Here is a 16,526-nt window from a genome sequence, read left to right on the forward strand (position 1 = left end):
ACAACGCCGCGAGCACAGCGACGGCGACGTCCTGCATCAGCGCGATGGGCAGGGTGAGCAGGAACACGCCGAGCGGGAACCGGCGCCGGAACGCCCGGCCGCCTCGGTGGCGAGAAGTGCCTCACTCACGGCGTCACTTCACCGCGACCTGGGAGATGTCCAGCACGCCGGTCCAGTCGCTGATCACGACGTTCTTGACGTCCTTGCCGACCAGTCGCTTGTAGACGGGGTGGAACAGCGGCACGGTCAGCGCCTTCTCGCCGATCTTCTTGTCCAGTGCACCCCACCTCTTGGCGGCCTGGTCAAGATCCGTCAACTTGTTGATCGCGTCGATCTCGGCATTGACCGACTTGTCGTTCAGCAGGCCCGTGTTGAAGTTCGCACCGTCCTTGACGATCTGGCGGCCGTCGAAGATCGGGGCGAGGAACGGCCCGCCGGAGGGCCAGTCGGCACCCCAGTGGGCGAGGAAGAAACCGGGCTCGGACTTCACGTTGTGGATCTTGTCGGAGTAGTCGTTCTCCTCCAGGCCCTGCAGCTTGACCGTGATGCCGGCCTTCTTGAGCGCGTCCTGGATGGCGGTCGCGATCTCGGGGCTGGTCTCGAAGTCCTTGGCGTTGGAGTGCGTCAGCGTGACGGTGAGGCCGTTCGCGTGACCGGCCTGCCTCAGCAGTTCCCTGGCCTTGGCCGGGTCGCCGGCCTTGCCCGCCGGGAAGAGGTCGTACGGCGTGTAGCCGAAGGACTTCTGGTCCGGCAGGAAGGTGGTGGCGGGCTCGGCCAGCGCGGACCCGCCAGCGGCGTTCACCACGGACGACCGGTCGATGGCGTACGAGATGGCCTGCCGCACCTTGGGGTCGTCGAACGGCTTGACGGTCGGGTTGAACGCTATGTAGTTGGTGTAGCCGAAGTGCCCGGTGCCGACGCGGGCGGCGAGTTCCTTGTCGCCGGTGACCTTGGCCAGTTCGGCCGGGCCGAGGTTGGTGTCCGTGGTGACCGCGGCGGCGTCCGCTCCCTGGGACGCGGACAGCCGCTGGTTGATCACGGACGAGTCGAGGCCGGACCGCACGTCGATCTTGTCCGGGTAGGCCTTGCGTTCGGCGTCGGTCGCGGCGGACCAGTGCGGATTGCGCTCCAGCGTCAGCCGCTCACCGTCGTTCTCGTTCCGCACGACCTTGTACGGCCCGGAGGAGACCGGGTGCTCCTCGTACTTGGTGCCCGTGTCCTTGCTCTTCGGGACGGGCGCGAACTGCGTCTGCGTGGCGAGGTACGGGAACTCGCCCTCGGGCTTGTTCAGGTGGAAGACGATGGTCCGCTCGTCCGGCGTCTCGATCGCGTCGAGGCCCTTCTTGTCCTTGTACGGGCCCTGGTAGTCGGCCGCGCCGACCAGCCAGTCCCGCAGGTAGGGGGCGCCGCCGGACAGCTCGGGGGCGAAGGAGCGCTCGATGCCGTACTTGATGTCGGCCGAGGTGATCGGGGTTCCGTCCTCGTACTTCAGGCCCTTCTTCAGGGTGTACGTCCACACGGTCGCGTCCTTGCTGGGACGCCCGGTGTCGGTGGCGAGGTCGGGGACGACCTTCGCGCCGGCGGCGCCGTTCTCGCGGTTGCGGGTGGTGAGCGTACGGAAGACCAGGGACGGGACGTTGCCGCCGCCGGAGGTGTAGAGGCGGGCCGGGTCGAAGTCCTGCTGCGGGTTGGCGTTCAGCACGGTGAGCGTGCCGCCCTTGTGAGGCGTGGAGTCACCACCGGCGCCCTTGGCATCGTTGTCCTTCGGCCCACAGGCGGCGGCACCCGCTGCCAGGACCAGGCTGACGGATGCCGCGGCCACGCGGCGCGCTGTGACGGACGGTTGGCGCATCGGAATGACGACCTCTCGGAAAGGAGTCCCGGATCACGAGTTCTCGTATCGCGAGACGAAAAGACGAAGGGTGAGACGAAAGAAGACAGACGTCTGCCCGGCGCCGAGCCGTCGGAAAAGCCGCGACAAAGTCACGGGGAAAGTGAGCGACGCGCGCCGGGGGCGGGCGTCAGCAACAGTGAATGTCGGACACGCAGAGCGGGGTCACGCCGATGAGCGCCAGCTCGATGGCTGCGCAGACGGAGACGTGACGGGGCGACATGCCCAGAAATATGAACGATCAGTGCGCGCATGTCAACGCGAGCCGTGCCACATCCCGTGGCGCGCCAGTCAACTCCCCGGGTACGCCCAGGCGTTGGGTCGGCAGTGGATGCCGTCGTGGTCGAGGAACTTGGTCTGCTGCTGCATGACCGGGGCCAGGTCGCCGTCCTTGTCGCAGGTGACGTGATTGAAGCCGAGGCGGTGGCCGACCTCGTGGTTGATCAGCATCTGCCGATAGGCGTGGATCTTGCTGGCGCCGTAGGTCTCCGAGCCCTGCGCCCACCGGTAGGCGTTGATCATCACGCGCTCGGTCGCTGCCGAGTCGCAGGAGACGTTGTCCTGGGTGGTGTCCAGGCCGGACTTGGCACACCAGTCGGCGGTGGTGCCGGGGCTGGCGAGGGTGATCACGAAGTCGGGCTTGCCGGAGTAGATCCGCTCGAAGGTGCGCGCGCCGTTGTGGGCCCAGCTGCGCTGGTCGTTGAGGGTTTTCTGCACGGCCTCCGCGAAGAGCGCGCCGTCGAGTCCGAGGCCCTGCTCCACGTCCACGCGGTAGGTGAACTTCTGCCCGGCACCCGGCGCGTCGGCGATGCCGGGGACGGCGTCGAACCTCCCGGAGCCCTTGAGGGTGGCGCCGAGCGGATACGTCCTGCTCATCTTCTCGTCGTACGTCAGCGGCACGGCTGCAGGGGCGGGCGCCCGGCCGTCCGCGCGGGAGGCGGAGTCCCTGACGTCACGGGCCTGGTCGGTGGCGGACTGCGACTGCACGCCGGCGGCGCCATGGTCGTCGGCGACCTGCCCGGCGACGATCACGGCCAGCACGGTGGTGACGGCCGCGGCCGCGATGCCGGTGAAGGTACGGCCCTTGCCGCCCCTGCCCGGCGCGGGCGTGCCGGTGGGCCCCGCGTCGTCATGACCGGACCCGGAGTCGGCGGGGCTGCCGACGTTCCAGTCCGTGACGGAGGCGTAGGCGTCCGCGGCGTGCGCGGAGGCGGGCGTACGGGGCGCGAAAACGTCGTCCTCCTCGTCGACGAAGGCGTCGATGTAGTCCTGCCGCGGCCCGGGCACGGATGCCCGGCGCTGCCGCGGTATGGGTACACCGGCACCGGCGGACCCCCCGCCGTTCGCCCTCAACTCACCCCAGCCGCCCCCGGCTTCCCGCTGCTCGGGATGCCCGCCGCGCGCTCGCGGGAAGCCGTGTGCGGGGGTGCCGTCCGGCAACCGGGGAAGGCCCTGCGCCGGAGCCCCGTCAGCCCGCCTCGGCACACCCCGCGCCGGGGTCCCGTCGGGCAACCGCGGAACACCGTGCGCCGGAGTCCCGTCCGCCCGCCCCGGAACGCCACGGGAGGGAGTCCCCTCGGCAAGGCGGGGTACTCCGCGTACCGGAGTGCCGTCGGGCAGGCGTGGGACGCCCTGGGCCGGTGTGCCGTCCGGGTGCCAGCCGTCGGGCAGGCGTGGCATGCCGTGCGGCGGGGTGCCGTGCGGCCGCGTCCCGTCCGTCGGCGCGGGCCTCGGCCCCGGCACCCTGCGCGGGCCCTGCGACGGCCCGCCGCCCTGCGGGGCGCCGGGCTGTGCGGTCCTGGCTCCCCGGCCGGCGTCCGGCGCGTGGCCCTGGCCCGGCCTCTGCCCCTGTGCGGCACCGGTCCGGCCGTCCCGTGCTGCGGTCGTGTCCGCGCCGTCGTCCTTGACGACCGGTCCGCGGCGGCTGTGGCGTCCCACGTCGCGCCTCAGCCCCCCATGCTCTCGTCGGTGCCCGCTCCGTCGAGGGCGGCGCCCCCGGCATCCGGCCGGCCGGCCCGCCCGGCCCGCCGTGCGCCCAAATCGCCCGAGTCTTCGAGCAGTTCACGAAATGCCATGGCCACCGTCTCCGGGTACTCCATCATCGCCACATGGCCCGCATCGGGCAACGTCACCATCCGCGAGTCCCGGAAGGCCCGGGCCGCCTTCTGGGCCATGCGGAAGCCGACGAGCTGGTCGCGGCCGCCGTAGACGAGCAGGGTGGGCGCGAGGACTCGTTCCGCCTGGCGCCACAGCCCCTGCTGGCCGCCGAGCGTGTAGGCGTTGACGATCCCGCGCGCGGAGCGCGCCATCGCGTCCCAGAAGTACGGCAACCGCAGCCGCCGCTCCATCTCCTGCACGGCGTTGCGGAAACCTTCCGGCGTCACCCGCCCGGGGTCCCCGTAACACAGCGCCATCACGCCGCGGACCCGCTGCTCCGCCGTCCACTCCCGGGTGATCCGGGTGAAGAGCAGGGCGACACCGGGCACCGCCAGCAGCCCCGTGGGCACGGCGGTGCGCTGCACGCGGATTTCCGGCAGAGCGGGCGACACAAGCGTCAGCGTACGGACCAAATCGGGTCGAACCGCGGCGACACGGGTGGCGATGGCGCCGCCGAGCGAGTTCCCGAACAGGTGCACGGGGCCGCGCCCGGAGGCGTCGAGGCAGCGGATGACCGCGCGCGCGTGCCCCGTGACGGAGTAGTCGCCGTCGTCCGGTGGCGGGGAGTCGCCGAAGCCGGGCAGGTCGAGGGCCTCGCCGTCGACGGAGTCGTCCAGCAGGGCCATCAGCGCCGACCAGTTCTGCGAGGAACCGCCGAGCCCGTGCACGAACAGGGCGGGAGGCAGCCCCTCGCGCGCCGGAGGCCTCGACCGGATGGTGAGCGTCACGCCGGGCAGCTCGACCGACCTCAGCCGCTCACCCTCCGCGACCCGGACGGTCCCCACCTTGGGCAGCACATTGGCGGGCGGCACGAACGGCAGCTCGGTCGAAGACATGCGGCAATGTTACGAGACGATCACGCAGTGACTCATGTGTTCGCCTGTGTTCGGCGTCACAGGATTCGGCCAGTTGAGGACGCGGAAGAGCAGGCACCCGGGGACGGAAGGGCAGCGGTCGACGGGAGCATCACCGCGTCACGTCCCGGACGCGGATCGCATAGCGTCCGGATCGGGTGTCTCCTAGGCTCGTACAGAGGGCACCCGCGTGTGGCCCCTGCATTCCCAGGGACGTTCGTAGGAAGGGAGCCCAGCATGGCCGTAGACCCGACCGACCCGGAGACGTTCGAGGTCGAGGACGCGCCGGAGGCGCGGGAGTTGGACGTCGAAGCGCCCGAGGTCGACGCGGTCGAGCAGCAGGCGGACATCGCGCCGGACCGCGACGACCCGCTGACCGCCGTCGACCCGGACCGCGCCAACGAGGCGGACCTGGTGGAGCAGGCCCGGATCGTCTCGCTCGACGAGGACGACTACCGGTGACACTCGCCGCCGACGGGCGGCGAACCGCGCCACAGAACAGGAAAGGGGCAGCTTTTTGCCCGCTCTGACCCTGTTTGAAACCTTCGCAACCGCTTTCGCATCCGTCCGGTCCGTGAAATTCTGCGCTCTCACCGCGCACACCACGGTTACCGAAAAGTACGATGGCGACGCGGCCAGATCCGCACATGGACGAACATGGGAGGCGGCGTGACAGCCATCGAGCAGACAGAGGCGGTTCGCCCGCGGGGCACACGCCTGCCGCGCCGTGCCCGACGGAACCAGCTCCTGGGTGCCGCCCAGGAGGTCTTCGTGGCCCAGGGCTACCACGCGGCCGCGATGGACGACATCGCGGAGCGTGCCGGCGTCAGCAAGCCGGTGCTCTACCAGCACTTCCCGGGCAAGCTCGACCTCTATCTCGCGCTGCTGGACCAGCACTGCGAGTCGCTCATCCAGGCCGTACGGAACGCGCTGGCGTCGACGACCGACAACAAGCAGCGCGTACGGGCGACGATGGACGCCTACTTCGCCTACGTCGAGGACGACGGCGGTGCCTTCCGCCTGGTCTTCGAGTCGGACCTGACGAACGAGCCCGCCGTGCGCGAGCGCGTCGACAAGGTCACGAACGAGTGCGCGGAGGCGATCTGCGACGTCATCGCCGAGGACACCGGCCTGTCGCGCGCGGAGTCGATGCTGCTCGCCTCGGGCATGGGCGGCCTCGCCCAGGTGGTGGCGCGGTCCTGGCTGCACAGCGACCGCAGCGTGCCGCGCGACCAGGCCGTGCAGCTGCTCACCTCGCTGGCATGGCGCGGTATCGCGGGCTTCCCGCTGCACGGCATGGACCAGCCGCAGCACTGACGGGCGCCTTTGTTCCCGCCCGATGTTCGCTCGTGGCGTTCTCGGGCGGAGCATGCAGGTCCCCTCACCGGGCTAATGTGTGCTGCGTACGGCGCGGAAGGTCGCGCACATCACTGACCGTCGGAGGGACATAGCCGTGGAGGTCAAGATCGGCGTGCAGCACGCGCCCCGCGAGATCGTTCTGGAGAGCGGTCAGACCGCCGAGGAGGTCGAGCGCGTGGTCGCCGAGGCACTGGCCGGGAAGTCGCAGCTGCTGAGCCTCGTGGACGAGCACGGCCGCAAGCTCCTCGTCCCGGCCGACCGTCTCGCCTACGTCGAGATCGGTGAGCCGGCCCCGCGCAAGGTGGGCTTCGGCGCACTGTAGGCGCACGCGTGGAGCGGGGCGGGACGGCTTCGGCCGACCCGCCCCGCTTGCGTTGCTGCCGACCCGCCCCGTTTGCGGCGCTCTTCCTCGGACACTCCTCCCGCGTAGCCCTCGGCTCCCCTTGCGGCGCACCGGTTCCTTCACGGATGGAGCACAAGTCGCCCACAGGGGTGGATTGGATTCCGCAGGTCAGGGGTAAGACGGGCTACGACCGATTTGGGCAGGCCGGCCGTGTGGGAGGGACCCCGACATGCTCCTGGAAGCGCTGAGCTCCGCGATCCTCGGCCTGGCTCTGGCGTGGGCGGCCGCACACCGACTGCCGCACCGTCTCCCGGCCCGCTCCATGGTGCTGTCGACCGGAGTCGCCGGCGCGCTCTTCGGGGCCTTCGTCATGCACAGCGCACTGGACGCCGGACACGTACTGCTCGTCCTGCTCGGCGCGGTGATCGTCTCGGTGGCCTCGCTGTCGCTGCTGCTGCGCCCCTCGGGAAGACTGCGCCGCCGGTCGGCGACCGCGTGACGGGTCGCCGATGGTGGCGCTTGTGAGGACGCGGACCGGCCGAAGGACGGCTGGGCGCCGTCCGGCCGGGGCCGGCTGAAGGTGAAGGCGCCGCGCCCCACAGCCGACCCACGGCAGAAGACAGGGACTAGGCGGCCAGCCCCAGTGCGGCCATCCGCTTGGTGTGGGCCTCGGTGATCCGGGAGAACATCTTGCCGACCTCGGCGAGGTCGAAGCCGTCCGCGACACCGCCCACCAGCATGGTCGACAGCGCGTCCCGGTCGGCGACCACCCGCTGGGACTGCGACAGCGCCTCGCCCATCAGCCGCCGCGCCCACAGCGCGAGCCGCCCGCCCACGCGCGGGTCGGCGTCGATCGCGGCCCGCACCTTCTCCACGGCGAACCCGCCGTGCCCCGTGTCGTCGAGCACGGCCAGCACCAGGTTGCGGGAGTCGGAGTCCAGCCGGGCCGCGACCTCCCGGTAGAAGTCGCTGGCGATGGAGTCGCCGACGTAGGCCTTGACGAGGCCCTCCAGCCAGTCGGAGGGGGCCGTCTGCTTGTGGAAACCGTCGTACGCGGCCACGAACGGCTCCATCGCGCTCGTCGGCTCCTCCCCGATCTCGGCGAGCCGGTCGCGCAGCCTCTCGAAGTGGTGGAACTCCGCCGACGCCATCTTCGCCAGCTCCGCCTTGTCCGCCAGTGTCGGCGCCAGTTTGGCGTCCTCCGCGAGCCGCTCGAACGCCGCCAGTTCCCCGTAGGCGAGCGCACCGAGCAGATCCACGACCGCGGCACGGTACTGCGGGTCGGCGGAGGCCGTCGCCCAGTCCCGGGCGGCGACTGAGGTGGGTTCGGCGGCGGCGGTGTCCGAGGCGTTCTCAGGCTTGTCAGAGCTCGTCATGAAGCGCACAATAGCCCGCCCGCCGGGGGGCGTAAGGCCCTGGTCAATCACTGTGACGACGACTACGTGACCGAATCGGCCATCGCATGTGCGCGATTCCGGGGTATGGTGGTAATGCGCCTGCTGGTACGTCGACGTACCTCGACAGGCCGCACGTATGAGGATGCCCGGTCGGTGGCCCGATCGGCTCCGACCCGACAGCCCTCCCCGGCCGTCCGCCACAGTGCGTACGAGACCCGGAGGGGGACACCCTCAGCGGCACGAGCGCTAGAGCGTCGGCGCGGTCCCGTGCTCTACGGTCCGCCCGTAGGCAGCCGACGTCCCCGGCACGGTCTGACACGACCCCGCGCTCGCCTCGCGCCGCCCACACAGAAGAGGCAGCACCCTGACTACGTTCCGAGAGCTCGGAATCCTCCCCGAGACCGCCGAAGCCCTTGAAGCCGTCGGCATCATCACCCCCTTCCCCATCCAGGAGATGACGCTCCCCGTCGCCCTCTCGGGCAAGGACGTCATCGGCCAGGCCAAGACCGGCACCGGCAAGACGCTGGGCTTCGGTCTCCCGCTCCTGGAGCGCGTCACCGTCCCCGCCGACGTCGAGGCCGGGCGCGCCGAGCCCGAGGACCTCACCGAGGCCCCGCAGGCGCTCGTCGTCGTCCCCACGCGCGAGCTGTGCACGCAGGTCACCAACGACCTGCTGACCGCGGGCAAGGTGCGCAACGTACGCGTCCTCGCCATCTACGGCGGCCGGGCCTACGAGCCCCAGGTCGAGGCCCTGAAGAAGGGCGTCGACGTGGTCGTCGGCACCCCGGGCCGGCTCCTCGACCTCGCCGGGCAGAAGAAGCTGAACCTGAAGCACGTCAAGTCGCTGGTCCTCGACGAGGCCGACGAGATGCTCGACCTGGGCTTCCTGCCCGACGTCGAGAAGATCATCAACATGCTGCCGGTGCGGCGCCAGACAATGCTGTTCTCGGCCACCATGCCGGGCGCGGTCATCGGCCTGGCCCGGCGCTACATGTCGCAGCCCACGCACATCAGCGCCACCTCCCCGGACGACGCGGGCGCGACGGTCGCGAACACGAAGCAGTTCATCTACCGCGCGCACAACATGGACAAGCCCGAGATGGTCGCGCGCATCCTCCAGGCCGAGGGCCGGGGCCTGGTCATGGTGTTCTGCCGCACCAAGCGCACCGCGGCCGACCTGGCCGACCAGCTCAAGCAGCGCGGCTTCGCCTCCGGCGCGGTCCATGGTGACCTCGGCCAGGGCGCTCGCGAGCAAGCTCTTCGCGCCTTCCGCAACGGCAAGGTCGACGTGCTCGTCTGCACCGACGTCGCCGCCCGCGGCATCGACGTCGAGGGCGTCACCCACGTCATCAACTACCAGTCGCCGGAAGAGGAGAAGACGTACCTGCACCGCATCGGCCGGACCGGCCGCGCGGGTGCGAAGGGTACGGCGATCACGCTCGTCGACTGGGACGACATCCCGCGCTGGCAGCTGATCAACAAGGCGCTGGACCTGGGCTTCAGCGACCCGCCGGAGACCTACTCCACGTCCCCGCACCTGTACACGGACCTCGGCATCCCCGAGGGCACGAAGGGCATCCTGCCGCGCTCGGAGCGCACGCGCGCCGGGCTGGACGCGGAGGAGCTGGAGGACCTGGGCGAGCCGGGCGGCCGCGGGCCTCGCGGACGCGGCGGGCGAGGTGGCCGGGCCGACCGGGACGAGTCCCGTTCGGCCGACCACGAGCGGTCGTCGCGTACGCCGCGTCGCCGCCGCCGTACCCGTGGCGGGGCCTCGATGGACGGGGCTCCCGAGTCCGTCGGCACCACGGCCACCGACGGCGCCGCCGAGTCGGACGCCGTGACGGCGCCGCGCACCCCGCGCCGCCGTCGCCGCACCCGCGGCGGGGCCCAGTCCCAGCCGGCTCCGGTCGCGGCGGTCGAGTCCGCCACGTCCGAGCGGGCGGAGAGCGCCGTAGCGACGGCGGAGGGCACGGCCACGGATGCCGCTGAGACGGCCGCGAAGCCGCGTCGGCGCCGTACGCGCCGTTCGGAGACGCCGGTGGTGGAGACCGAGGCCGCGGTGACGCCGTCGGTCACGGAGCCGGCGGTCGTCGCCGAGGTTCCGGCCGCCGCGGATGCCGCACAGCCCGAGGCCGCCGCCAAGTCGCGCCGTCGCACCCGCAAGGCCACGGCGGCGTCCGCGGCCGAGTCGGCGCTCGACACAGCCGAGGGGACCAGCGAGTCCACGCCGGAGCCGGCGGAGACCAAGCCGCGTCGCGCCCGCAAGACGGCGAAGGCCGAGGCGAGCGTCGACACGGCCGAGGGGGCCGAGGCGAAGCCACGTCGCACCCGCAAGACGGCCGCAGCGGCGCCGGGCGCGGAGGACGCCGTCGAGGCGGCCGAGGCCAAGCCCAGGCGTACGCGCAAGGCGACGGCTGCGGCCGAAGCCGCCGTCGACACGGCGGAGGCCGCCGAGGCCAAGCCGCGCCGCCGCACCCGCAAGACCGCCGAGACCGCGGCCACGGCCGAGGCCGAGACTTCCGAGGTCGCGGAGACCAAGCCGCGTCGCACCCGCAAGGCCGCCGCTCCGGCGGAGGAAGCCGTCGACACGGCCGAGGGCGCTGAGGCCAAGCCGCGCCGCCGCACCCGCAAGGCCGCCGAGCCGGCCCCGGCCGTCGCCGAGATCCCGGCCCAGACGGCCCAGGAGCCGGAGGCCGCCGAGGCCAAGCCGCGCCGGACGCGGAAGACCGCCGCTGCCGTCCCGGACGCGGAGGTCGCCGAGGCGAAGCCGCGCCGGACGCGCAAGACGGCTGCCGCGGCCCCGGACGCGGAGGCCGTCGAGGCCAAGCCGCGCCGGACGCGGAAGACCGCCGCAGCGGCCGAGGCCGCGGTCGACACGGCCGAGGGTACGGAGGCCAAGCCGCGCCGCCGCACCCGCAAGGCCGCCGAGCCGACCGGGATCCCCGCGCAGGCGGATCACGAGCCGGAGGCCACCGAGCCGCGCCGCACGCGCAAGACGGCAACGGCCGCCACGGCTGCCGCCGGCGAGGACGCGGCGGAGCCGAAGCCCAGGGCCCGCCGCACCCGCAAGGCCACGGCCGCCGCGGAGCCCACGGAGGGCTGACACGCTCCTCTGCGACGGCCCGGCACCCTCACGGGGTGCCGGGCCGTCGTCGTTCAGCCAGGCGACACGTCCGCCCCACCCCCCGAACCCACCGCCACCACGGACCCACACACCCCTCCACGACAGCCCGACCCCCACCAAGGAGCCGGGCCGTCAGCGCTCAGCCAAGCGACACGTCCGCCCCACCCCCCAAACCCGTCACGGACCCCACAAAGGCCCGACACACCCTTACGGCCCGGCACCCTCACAGGGGAGCCGGGCCGTCGGTGTCTCACCCGGGCCACGCGGCCGGCCGCACCCGCTACCCTCGCCCCGTGAGCAGCCACCCCGCCTTCCCCCCGCCCCCGGGCGCCCGCGCCTACCCCCTGCGCACCTCACGCGGCGAGTTCGCCGTCGTCGACTCGTCGCCGAAGCCGGGTGCGGAGGTCAGGGGGGTCGTCCTGATGCTGCCCGGGTTCACCGGGAGCAAGGAGGATTTCAGGCTGCTGCACGAGCCGCTCGCGGAGCGGGGATACCGGGTCGTCGCCGTGGACGGGCGGGGGCAGCACGAGTCGGACGGGCCCCTGGACGACGAGTCGGCCTACGCCCAGCGGGAACTGGCGCGGGACGTGCTCGCGCAGGCCGAGGCGCTGGGCGAACCCGTGCACCTCGTGGGGCACTCGCTCGGCGGGCAGATCGCCCGTGCGGCCGTGCTGCTCGACCACTCCCCCTTCGTCTCGTTCACCCTGGTCTCGTCCGGCCCGGCGGAGATCTCCGTCTCCCAGCAGCAGCGCGTGAAGCTGCTGCGGGACGCGCTCGCCGTGCTGTCGATGGCGGAGGTGTGGGAGGCCATCCAGGCCATGGGGCCGCCGGAGGAGGTCGGCGGGCCTGCCCGCGGCCTCGGTGACCAGGACCAGTTGCGCCGCCGCTGGCTGGGCCACAGCCCTGCCCAACTGCTCGCGACCGGGCGCCAGTTGTGCACCGAGCCGGACCGCGTGGCCGAACTCGCCGCGGTCCCGCTGCCGTTCCATGTGCTGTCGGGCGCGCACGACGACACCTGGCCGGTGGCGATCCTCGACGACATGGCCCAACGACTGGACGCGCACCGCACGGTCATCACGGGAGCCGAGCACTCCCCCAACGCCGACCGGCCCCTGCCGACGGCCCACGCCCTCGCGGACTTCTGGGACGATCTCGGGCGGGGCCGGTTCCCGGCGGCTCCCGGGACGGCCTAGTACTGCGTCCGCAGATGCTCCCAGAAGCCGTCCCGCAGCGCCCGTCGCAGGTCCGCCTGGCCGCGCAGCGAGTACTGCAGGAGGCCCTCCGCCTCCACCAGCAGGTCCTGGTCGACCGAGCCCGGCAGGTACGGGTGCCCGGGAAGCAGCTCGACCAGCGTGTCCCTGCCGCGTGCCGCCAGCCATTTCGCCGCGATCTGCGCACCCACGAACCGCACGTTCTCGCGGGTGGGCCGTTCCGCCGCCGTCTCCTGGGCGGGGGCGGTGCGGCGGGAGACGTACGGCTTGAAGAAGTCGAGGTCGAGGGTGCGCTGGCTGTCGACCTCCCACAGCAGGGGCTCCGCCTGGTTGCGGCCCTCCGGCGCCTCGATGCCCCAGAGGTGGACCCGGGCGCCGTACCCCTGGGCCGCCTCCACCGCCGAGACGAGGTCCTCGTCGCCGCCGAGCAGGGCCGCGTCGCTGATGGCCCGGTGCCGGGCGAGGGACTCCAGGTCGGAGCGGATGAGTGAGTCGACGCCCTTCTGCTGGTTGTTGGCGTTGAGGTTGCCGAGCCGCACCTTGACGTCCGGCAGTTCCGCGATGGTCTGCTGTTCGGCCGTGTGGATGCGGCGCCGGGCGCCGTCGTACCAGTAGACCCGCAGCAGCCGGCTGTCCGCGAAGATCGTGCGGGCCCTGTCGATGAGCGCGTCGATCAGGCCCTCGGCGTCCACGTCGAAGGCGCGGCGGTCCTCCGTGCCGGCGACGAGGCGGCCGGCGGCAGCGTACAGATACCCGGCATCGACGAAGATCGCGTGGGTCGAGGGCGTCTTCGCCACCTCGGCGAGCATGCGCTGGAGCAGCTCGTTGGTGCGGTCGATGCGGGCACTGAGGGCCGTGAGGTCGTCGTTCATCGCCTCCATTGTCCCGGCGGTCACGCTGCGAACACAACCGGTCCCCGTCGGTCCCGTAACGACACTCTTACGACTCAGTAATTAGCCGTTCGAAAAATTTCCTTAGCGTAGGGAATGTTTGAACCATGCAGCCCTGTTGACCCATATGGAACACCGAGCGCCGCAGCCTGGTGGGCCACCCACTCAAGTAGTTCTCCTCAGGAGGATGACCAGACGAAGGGAGAAGCCCTTGCGCTTCGAAATCATGCGACTCGACGACGTCGACGGCACACCTGTGGACTCGACCGTTGTGGACGCCGCCTCCGTCAATCGCATCGTTCAGCAGGCCGCCGCCATAGGGCAGCGCCTGTGGATCCGCCCGGCCGAGACCACGGCCTCATAACGCGCGCAGCTCTCCCACACTTCGAAAGCCCCCGCCGGCATCGGCCGTGCGGGGGCTCCGCTGTTGCGGACCTCCCTGGTCGAGGGCGTACTGGCTGAGGGGGACAGTGCGGACCGGAACAGGACGGTGGGACATGTCGGTGACGGACCGGTCACACAAGGAACTGCTCCAGCAGGCCGCCGCCGAGGCCGCGCGGCGCTACGAGGACTCCACCGCGGAGCGCGAGCGGGTCGAGGGCCGGCTGGCGGCCGGTGTGCGCTTCCCGGACTCCCCCGACGCGCTGGCCGTCCGCGCCGACCGGATCCTCGACCGGGGCGGCCTGTCGCCCTCGGCGGTGGTGGCCGACATCCACCGCGAGGCCATGGATCTGCCCGACGCCAACGAGCGGATCATCGACCTGTCCAACGAGCTCCAGGCCTGGAGTTTCCTGCCGCGCGGGGTCAGGGCCGGGGCCACGGTCGCCCGGATCACCCTGCGGCGCGACGGCCGCGAGCTGCCGCACGGCACCGGCTTCCTCGTCTCACCGCGGCTGCTGATGACCAACCACCACGTCCTGCCCGACGAGAGCTTCGCCCGGGCCTGCTTCGCGGAGTTCAACGCCCAGGTCACGGCGGACAACCTGCCCGACACCGTGGTCCGGATGGAGCTCGACCCGCAGACGTTCTTCGCCGCGGACCGGCGGCTCGACTTCGCCCTCGTGGCCCTGGCGCCCACCGCGGACGGCCCCGCGCCGGGCGAGATCTTCGGCTGGAACCGGCTGAGCGTGCAGATCGGCAAGCTGGTGCTCGGCGAGAAGGTGAACATCATCGGCCACCCCTCGGGGCGGCTGAAGGAGATCGCGCTCCGCGACAACGCGGTGCTGGTCCGCCTCGACGACTTCGTGCACTACAGGACCGACACGGAACCGGGGAACTCCGGCTCCCCCGTCTTCAACGACCAGTGGGAGGTCGTGGCGCTGCACCACAGCGGCGTGCCGAAGAAGGATGACCAGGGCCGGGTCCTGCGCAAGGACGGCCGGCCCTGGCAGCAGGGCGACGGCGACGACGCCATCGAGTGGGTCGCCAACGAGGGCGTCCGGATCAGCTCGATCCTCAAGCACCTGGCCGGGCTGGACCTCGACCCGGGGCGGCGCGCCCTGCTGGCCGAGATGGGCCCGGACGCCGGCCTGGACCAGGCCATGACCACAGCTCCGGCCCCCAGCGCACCGCTGCGGACGGCGGCGGTGCCGGGCGTCACGACCCCGTCGGCCCCCGCGGCCCCGGTGCCGGTCCCCACGACCGGGAGCGAGGCCGCGCCCCGCGGACCTCAGGCCGGGCTCCCGGCCCGTGGCACCGCCTTCGGCGGCCGCCGGCACCTGGTCTTCCTGCACGGCCGGGACCAGCAGGGGAAGAACCCGGAGGTTCTCCGCCGCTCCTGGACGGCCGGCCTGAACCACGGGCTCACCCTCGCGTCCCTGCCGCCGCTCGACCCGGAGGACGTGTGGTTCCCGTTCTACGGCACGAGACTGCACGGCCTCGTGAGCGGCAGGGAGAGCACGGCCGGGACCATCGGCCTCGACCAGGTGAGCGCCGCCGCTGCGGCCGAGGTCTTCGCCGCGGAATCGCCCACGGGCTCCTACGAGCGGCTGCTCTACGAGGCGGCCGCCCGGGCCGGCATGCCGCAGAACGGTCCGGCGGCCACCGAGGGCTTCGGTGCGGGCCTGGTCGGGGCACTGCACCGGCCGCTGAGCTGGCTCGCCGCCCGGTCGGACCTGGACGAGTGGACCATCGCCACGTTCCTGCGGGACGTCGACCTGTACCTCGGTGACAGCGCCGTGCGGCAGGCGGTGCTGGACAGCGTCATGGAGACGATGCCGACCAGCGGCGAGCTGGTGCTGGTCACGCACAGCCTGGGCACGGTCGTGGGCATGGACCTCCTGACCCGGATCCCCGACGGCCTCGACCCCGTGCTGCTGGTCACCGCGGGCAGCCCGCTCGGCCTGGACGGCGTCAACGACCGGCTCCTCGCCCGCGGTCCGCACCAGCCGCCCCGGGTGCGCAACTGGGTGAATGTCTGGTGCCCCACCGACGCGGTGGCCATCGGCTGCCCCCTGGAGGACGAACGGTGGGGAAAGCTCAGCCAACTGGCCGTCTCCAACGGCCGCGACCGTGCGCACAAGATCGAGGAGTACCTCGGCCACCCCGGCCCGGCCCGGGAGATCCGCAGCGTCCTGCATCAGCAGGCCTGAAGCGGGCCCTCAGCTCTGCTGGATCACCTGCGTGACGCCGTTGATGATCTGCTGCACGGCGATCGCCGAGAGCATCATGCCGGCCAGGCGGGTCACCAGGACCACACCGCCGTCCTTGATGATCCGGATGATCACCAGGGAGTACCGCATCACCAGCCACAGCACGACGTGGATGGCGAGGATGGCCGCCCACACGGACACCTGTGTGGCGACGCTGTGGGCCTTCTGCACGGCGAGGATGACCGACACGATCGCCCCGGGCCCGGCCAGCAGCGGCATGCCCAGCGGCACCAGGGCGACGTTGACGTCCTTGGTCTGCTTGGGCTCGTCGGTCTTGCCGGTGAGCAGGTCCAGCGCGATCAGGAGAAGCAGCAGGCCACCCGCGATCATCAGCGCGGGCACGGACACGTGCAGGTAGTCGAGGATCTGGTGGCCGAGGAGCCCGAACACGGTGATCACACCACCGGCGACGCAGACGGCCTGGAAGGCCATCCGCTTCTGCACCTTGCCGGGCCGGCCCGCGGTGAGGGCGAGGAAGATCGGTGTGATCCCCGGGGGATCCATGATGACGAAGAGGGTCAGGAACAGGGAGCCGAAGACGGCGAGGTCGAACATGAGTGAGCCTTGCGCAGGGGGCTGCTGCTGCGGGCAGGCGTCACGCAGGGCGGAACGCCTGGGCGCAGCGGGCAGCGCCGGGTGAGAGGAAGAG

General features: G+C 71.9%; 15 protein-coding genes. 8 read left to right on the forward strand and 7 right to left on the reverse strand.

The genetic code is table 11. From position 1 onward, the window contains the following. Positions 1 to 133 precede the first annotated feature (133 nt). The 4 genes from ABT116_RS04330 to ABT116_RS04345 all read right to left on the reverse strand — a co-directional run bounded on the left by ABT116_RS04330 (position 134) and on the right by ABT116_RS04345 (position 4,884). Positions 134 to 1,852 carry an ABC transporter substrate-binding protein gene (locus ABT116_RS04330; protein WP_351627589.1) on the reverse strand — a complete coding sequence of 573 codons (1,719 nt, stop codon included), beginning with the start codon at positions 1,850 to 1,852 and terminating at the stop codon, positions 134 to 136. A 169-nt stretch (positions 1,853 to 2,021) separates the two neighbouring features. Continuing rightward, positions 2,022 to 2,114: an Ms4533A family Cys-rich leader peptide gene (locus ABT116_RS04335; protein ID WP_351627591.1), complete on the reverse strand. Its 93-nt coding sequence runs from the start codon at positions 2,112 to 2,114 to the stop codon at positions 2,022 to 2,024. 68 nt (positions 2,115 to 2,182) lie between these two features. Continuing rightward, positions 2,183 to 3,829, reverse strand: coding sequence for a DUF3152 domain-containing protein (locus ABT116_RS04340; RefSeq protein WP_351627594.1), 1,647 nt, complete (start codon positions 3,827 to 3,829; stop codon positions 2,183 to 2,185). A gap of 8 nt (positions 3,830 to 3,837) precedes the next feature. Then, complete coding sequence (locus tag ABT116_RS04345; RefSeq protein WP_351627596.1) at positions 3,838 to 4,884, reverse strand: alpha/beta fold hydrolase; 1,047 nt, start codon at positions 4,882 to 4,884, stop codon at positions 3,838 to 3,840. Between the two features lie 255 nt (positions 4,885 to 5,139). Between ABT116_RS04345 and ABT116_RS04350 the strand changes: the two genes are divergently transcribed. From ABT116_RS04350 to ABT116_RS04365, 4 genes are all read left to right on the forward strand, one after another. Next, the gene (locus tag ABT116_RS04350) at positions 5,140 to 5,364 is read left to right on the forward strand and encodes an Rv3202a family protein (protein ID WP_351627599.1); all 225 of its coding nucleotides are present in this window, start codon (positions 5,140 to 5,142) and stop codon (positions 5,362 to 5,364) included. A 207-nt stretch (positions 5,365 to 5,571) separates the two neighbouring features. Beyond that, positions 5,572 to 6,219, forward strand: coding sequence for a TetR/AcrR family transcriptional regulator (locus tag ABT116_RS04355; RefSeq protein ID WP_351627601.1), 648 nt, complete (start codon positions 5,572 to 5,574; stop codon positions 6,217 to 6,219). 136 nt (positions 6,220 to 6,355) lie between these two features. Beyond that, positions 6,356 to 6,583, forward strand: a complete 228-nt coding sequence (locus ABT116_RS04360; protein WP_030854792.1) for a DUF3107 domain-containing protein — start codon at positions 6,356 to 6,358, stop codon at positions 6,581 to 6,583. Positions 6,584 to 6,833: 250 nt separating this feature from the next. Next, a complete protein-coding gene (locus ABT116_RS04365) occupies positions 6,834 to 7,103 on the forward strand; it encodes a hypothetical protein (protein ID WP_351627603.1) in 270 nt (89 codons plus the stop codon). A gap of 127 nt (positions 7,104 to 7,230) precedes the next feature. On the opposite strand, the gene ABT116_RS04370 is transcribed toward ABT116_RS04365, so the two are convergent. Next, complete coding sequence (locus tag ABT116_RS04370; RefSeq protein WP_351627606.1) at positions 7,231 to 7,980, reverse strand: ferritin-like fold-containing protein; 750 nt, start codon at positions 7,978 to 7,980, stop codon at positions 7,231 to 7,233. 475 nt (positions 7,981 to 8,455) lie between these two features. Here ABT116_RS04370 and ABT116_RS04375 point away from each other — a divergent pair, with 475 nt between their 5' ends. Both ABT116_RS04375 and ABT116_RS04380 read left to right on the forward strand, forming a co-directional pair. Further along, the gene (locus ABT116_RS04375; protein WP_351627608.1) at positions 8,456 to 11,104 is read left to right on the forward strand and encodes a DEAD/DEAH box helicase; all 2,649 of its coding nucleotides are present in this window, start codon (positions 8,456 to 8,458) and stop codon (positions 11,102 to 11,104) included. Positions 11,105 to 11,418: 314 nt separating this feature from the next. Beyond that, positions 11,419 to 12,318: an alpha/beta fold hydrolase gene (locus ABT116_RS04380; RefSeq protein WP_351627610.1), complete on the forward strand. Its 900-nt coding sequence runs from the start codon at positions 11,419 to 11,421 to the stop codon at positions 12,316 to 12,318. Here the strand turns inward: ABT116_RS04380 and ABT116_RS04385 are convergent. Then, positions 12,315 to 13,208, reverse strand: coding sequence for an NYN domain-containing protein (locus tag ABT116_RS04385; protein ID WP_351627613.1), 894 nt, complete (start codon positions 13,206 to 13,208; stop codon positions 12,315 to 12,317). The two genes, ABT116_RS04380 and ABT116_RS04385, sit on opposite strands and share 4 nt — an antisense overlap. A gap of 229 nt (positions 13,209 to 13,437) precedes the next feature. On the opposite strand from ABT116_RS04385, the gene ABT116_RS04390 reads away from it, so the two are divergent. Continuing rightward, positions 13,438 to 13,590, forward strand: coding sequence for a DUF8834 family protein (locus ABT116_RS04390; RefSeq protein WP_003992775.1), 153 nt, complete (start codon positions 13,438 to 13,440; stop codon positions 13,588 to 13,590). Positions 13,591 to 13,723: 133 nt separating this feature from the next. Beyond that, positions 13,724 to 15,817 (forward strand): trypsin-like serine peptidase, encoded by a 2,094-nt coding sequence (locus ABT116_RS04395; RefSeq protein ID WP_351627616.1) that lies wholly within the window; start codon positions 13,724 to 13,726, stop codon positions 15,815 to 15,817. 9 nt (positions 15,818 to 15,826) lie between these two features. Here the strand turns inward: ABT116_RS04395 and ABT116_RS04400 are convergent, their stop codons facing one another. Beyond that, positions 15,827 to 16,432, reverse strand: a complete 606-nt coding sequence (locus tag ABT116_RS04400; RefSeq protein WP_351627619.1) for a MarC family protein — start codon at positions 16,430 to 16,432, stop codon at positions 15,827 to 15,829. Between the last annotated feature and the right edge of the window lie 94 nt (positions 16,433 to 16,526).

This window comes from Streptomyces sp. NPDC002130 (assembly GCF_040296465.1).
Classification (GTDB): Bacteria; Actinomycetota; Actinomycetes; order Streptomycetales; family Streptomycetaceae; genus Streptomyces.

Excerpts from the sequence above, each read along its gene's own strand:
- ABT116_RS04370 (WP_351627606.1), bottom strand. The coding sequence starts at position 7,980 with ATGACGAGCTCTGACAAGCCTGAGAACGCCTCGGACACCGCCGCCGCC.
- ABT116_RS04365 (WP_351627603.1), top strand. The coding sequence starts at position 6,834 with ATGCTCCTGGAAGCGCTGAGCTCCGCGATCCTCGGCCTGGCTCTGGCG.
- ABT116_RS04335 (WP_351627591.1), bottom strand. The coding sequence starts at position 2,114 with ATGTCGCCCCGTCACGTCTCCGTCTGCGCAGCCATCGAGCTGGCGCTC.
- ABT116_RS04350 (WP_351627599.1), top strand. The coding sequence starts at position 5,140 with ATGGCCGTAGACCCGACCGACCCGGAGACGTTCGAGGTCGAGGACGCG.
- ABT116_RS04400 (WP_351627619.1), bottom strand. The coding sequence starts at position 16,432 with ATGTTCGACCTCGCCGTCTTCGGCTCCCTGTTCCTGACCCTCTTCGTC.
- ABT116_RS04345 (WP_351627596.1), bottom strand. The coding sequence starts at position 4,884 with ATGTCTTCGACCGAGCTGCCGTTCGTGCCGCCCGCCAATGTGCTGCCC.
- ABT116_RS04330 (WP_351627589.1), bottom strand. The coding sequence starts at position 1,852 with ATGCGCCAACCGTCCGTCACAGCGCGCCGCGTGGCCGCGGCATCCGTC.
- ABT116_RS04375 (WP_351627608.1), top strand. The coding sequence starts at position 8,456 with ATGACGCTCCCCGTCGCCCTCTCGGGCAAGGACGTCATCGGCCAGGCC.
- ABT116_RS04395 (WP_351627616.1), top strand. The coding sequence starts at position 13,724 with ATGTCGGTGACGGACCGGTCACACAAGGAACTGCTCCAGCAGGCCGCC.
- ABT116_RS04385 (WP_351627613.1), bottom strand. The coding sequence starts at position 13,208 with ATGAACGACGACCTCACGGCCCTCAGTGCCCGCATCGACCGCACCAAC.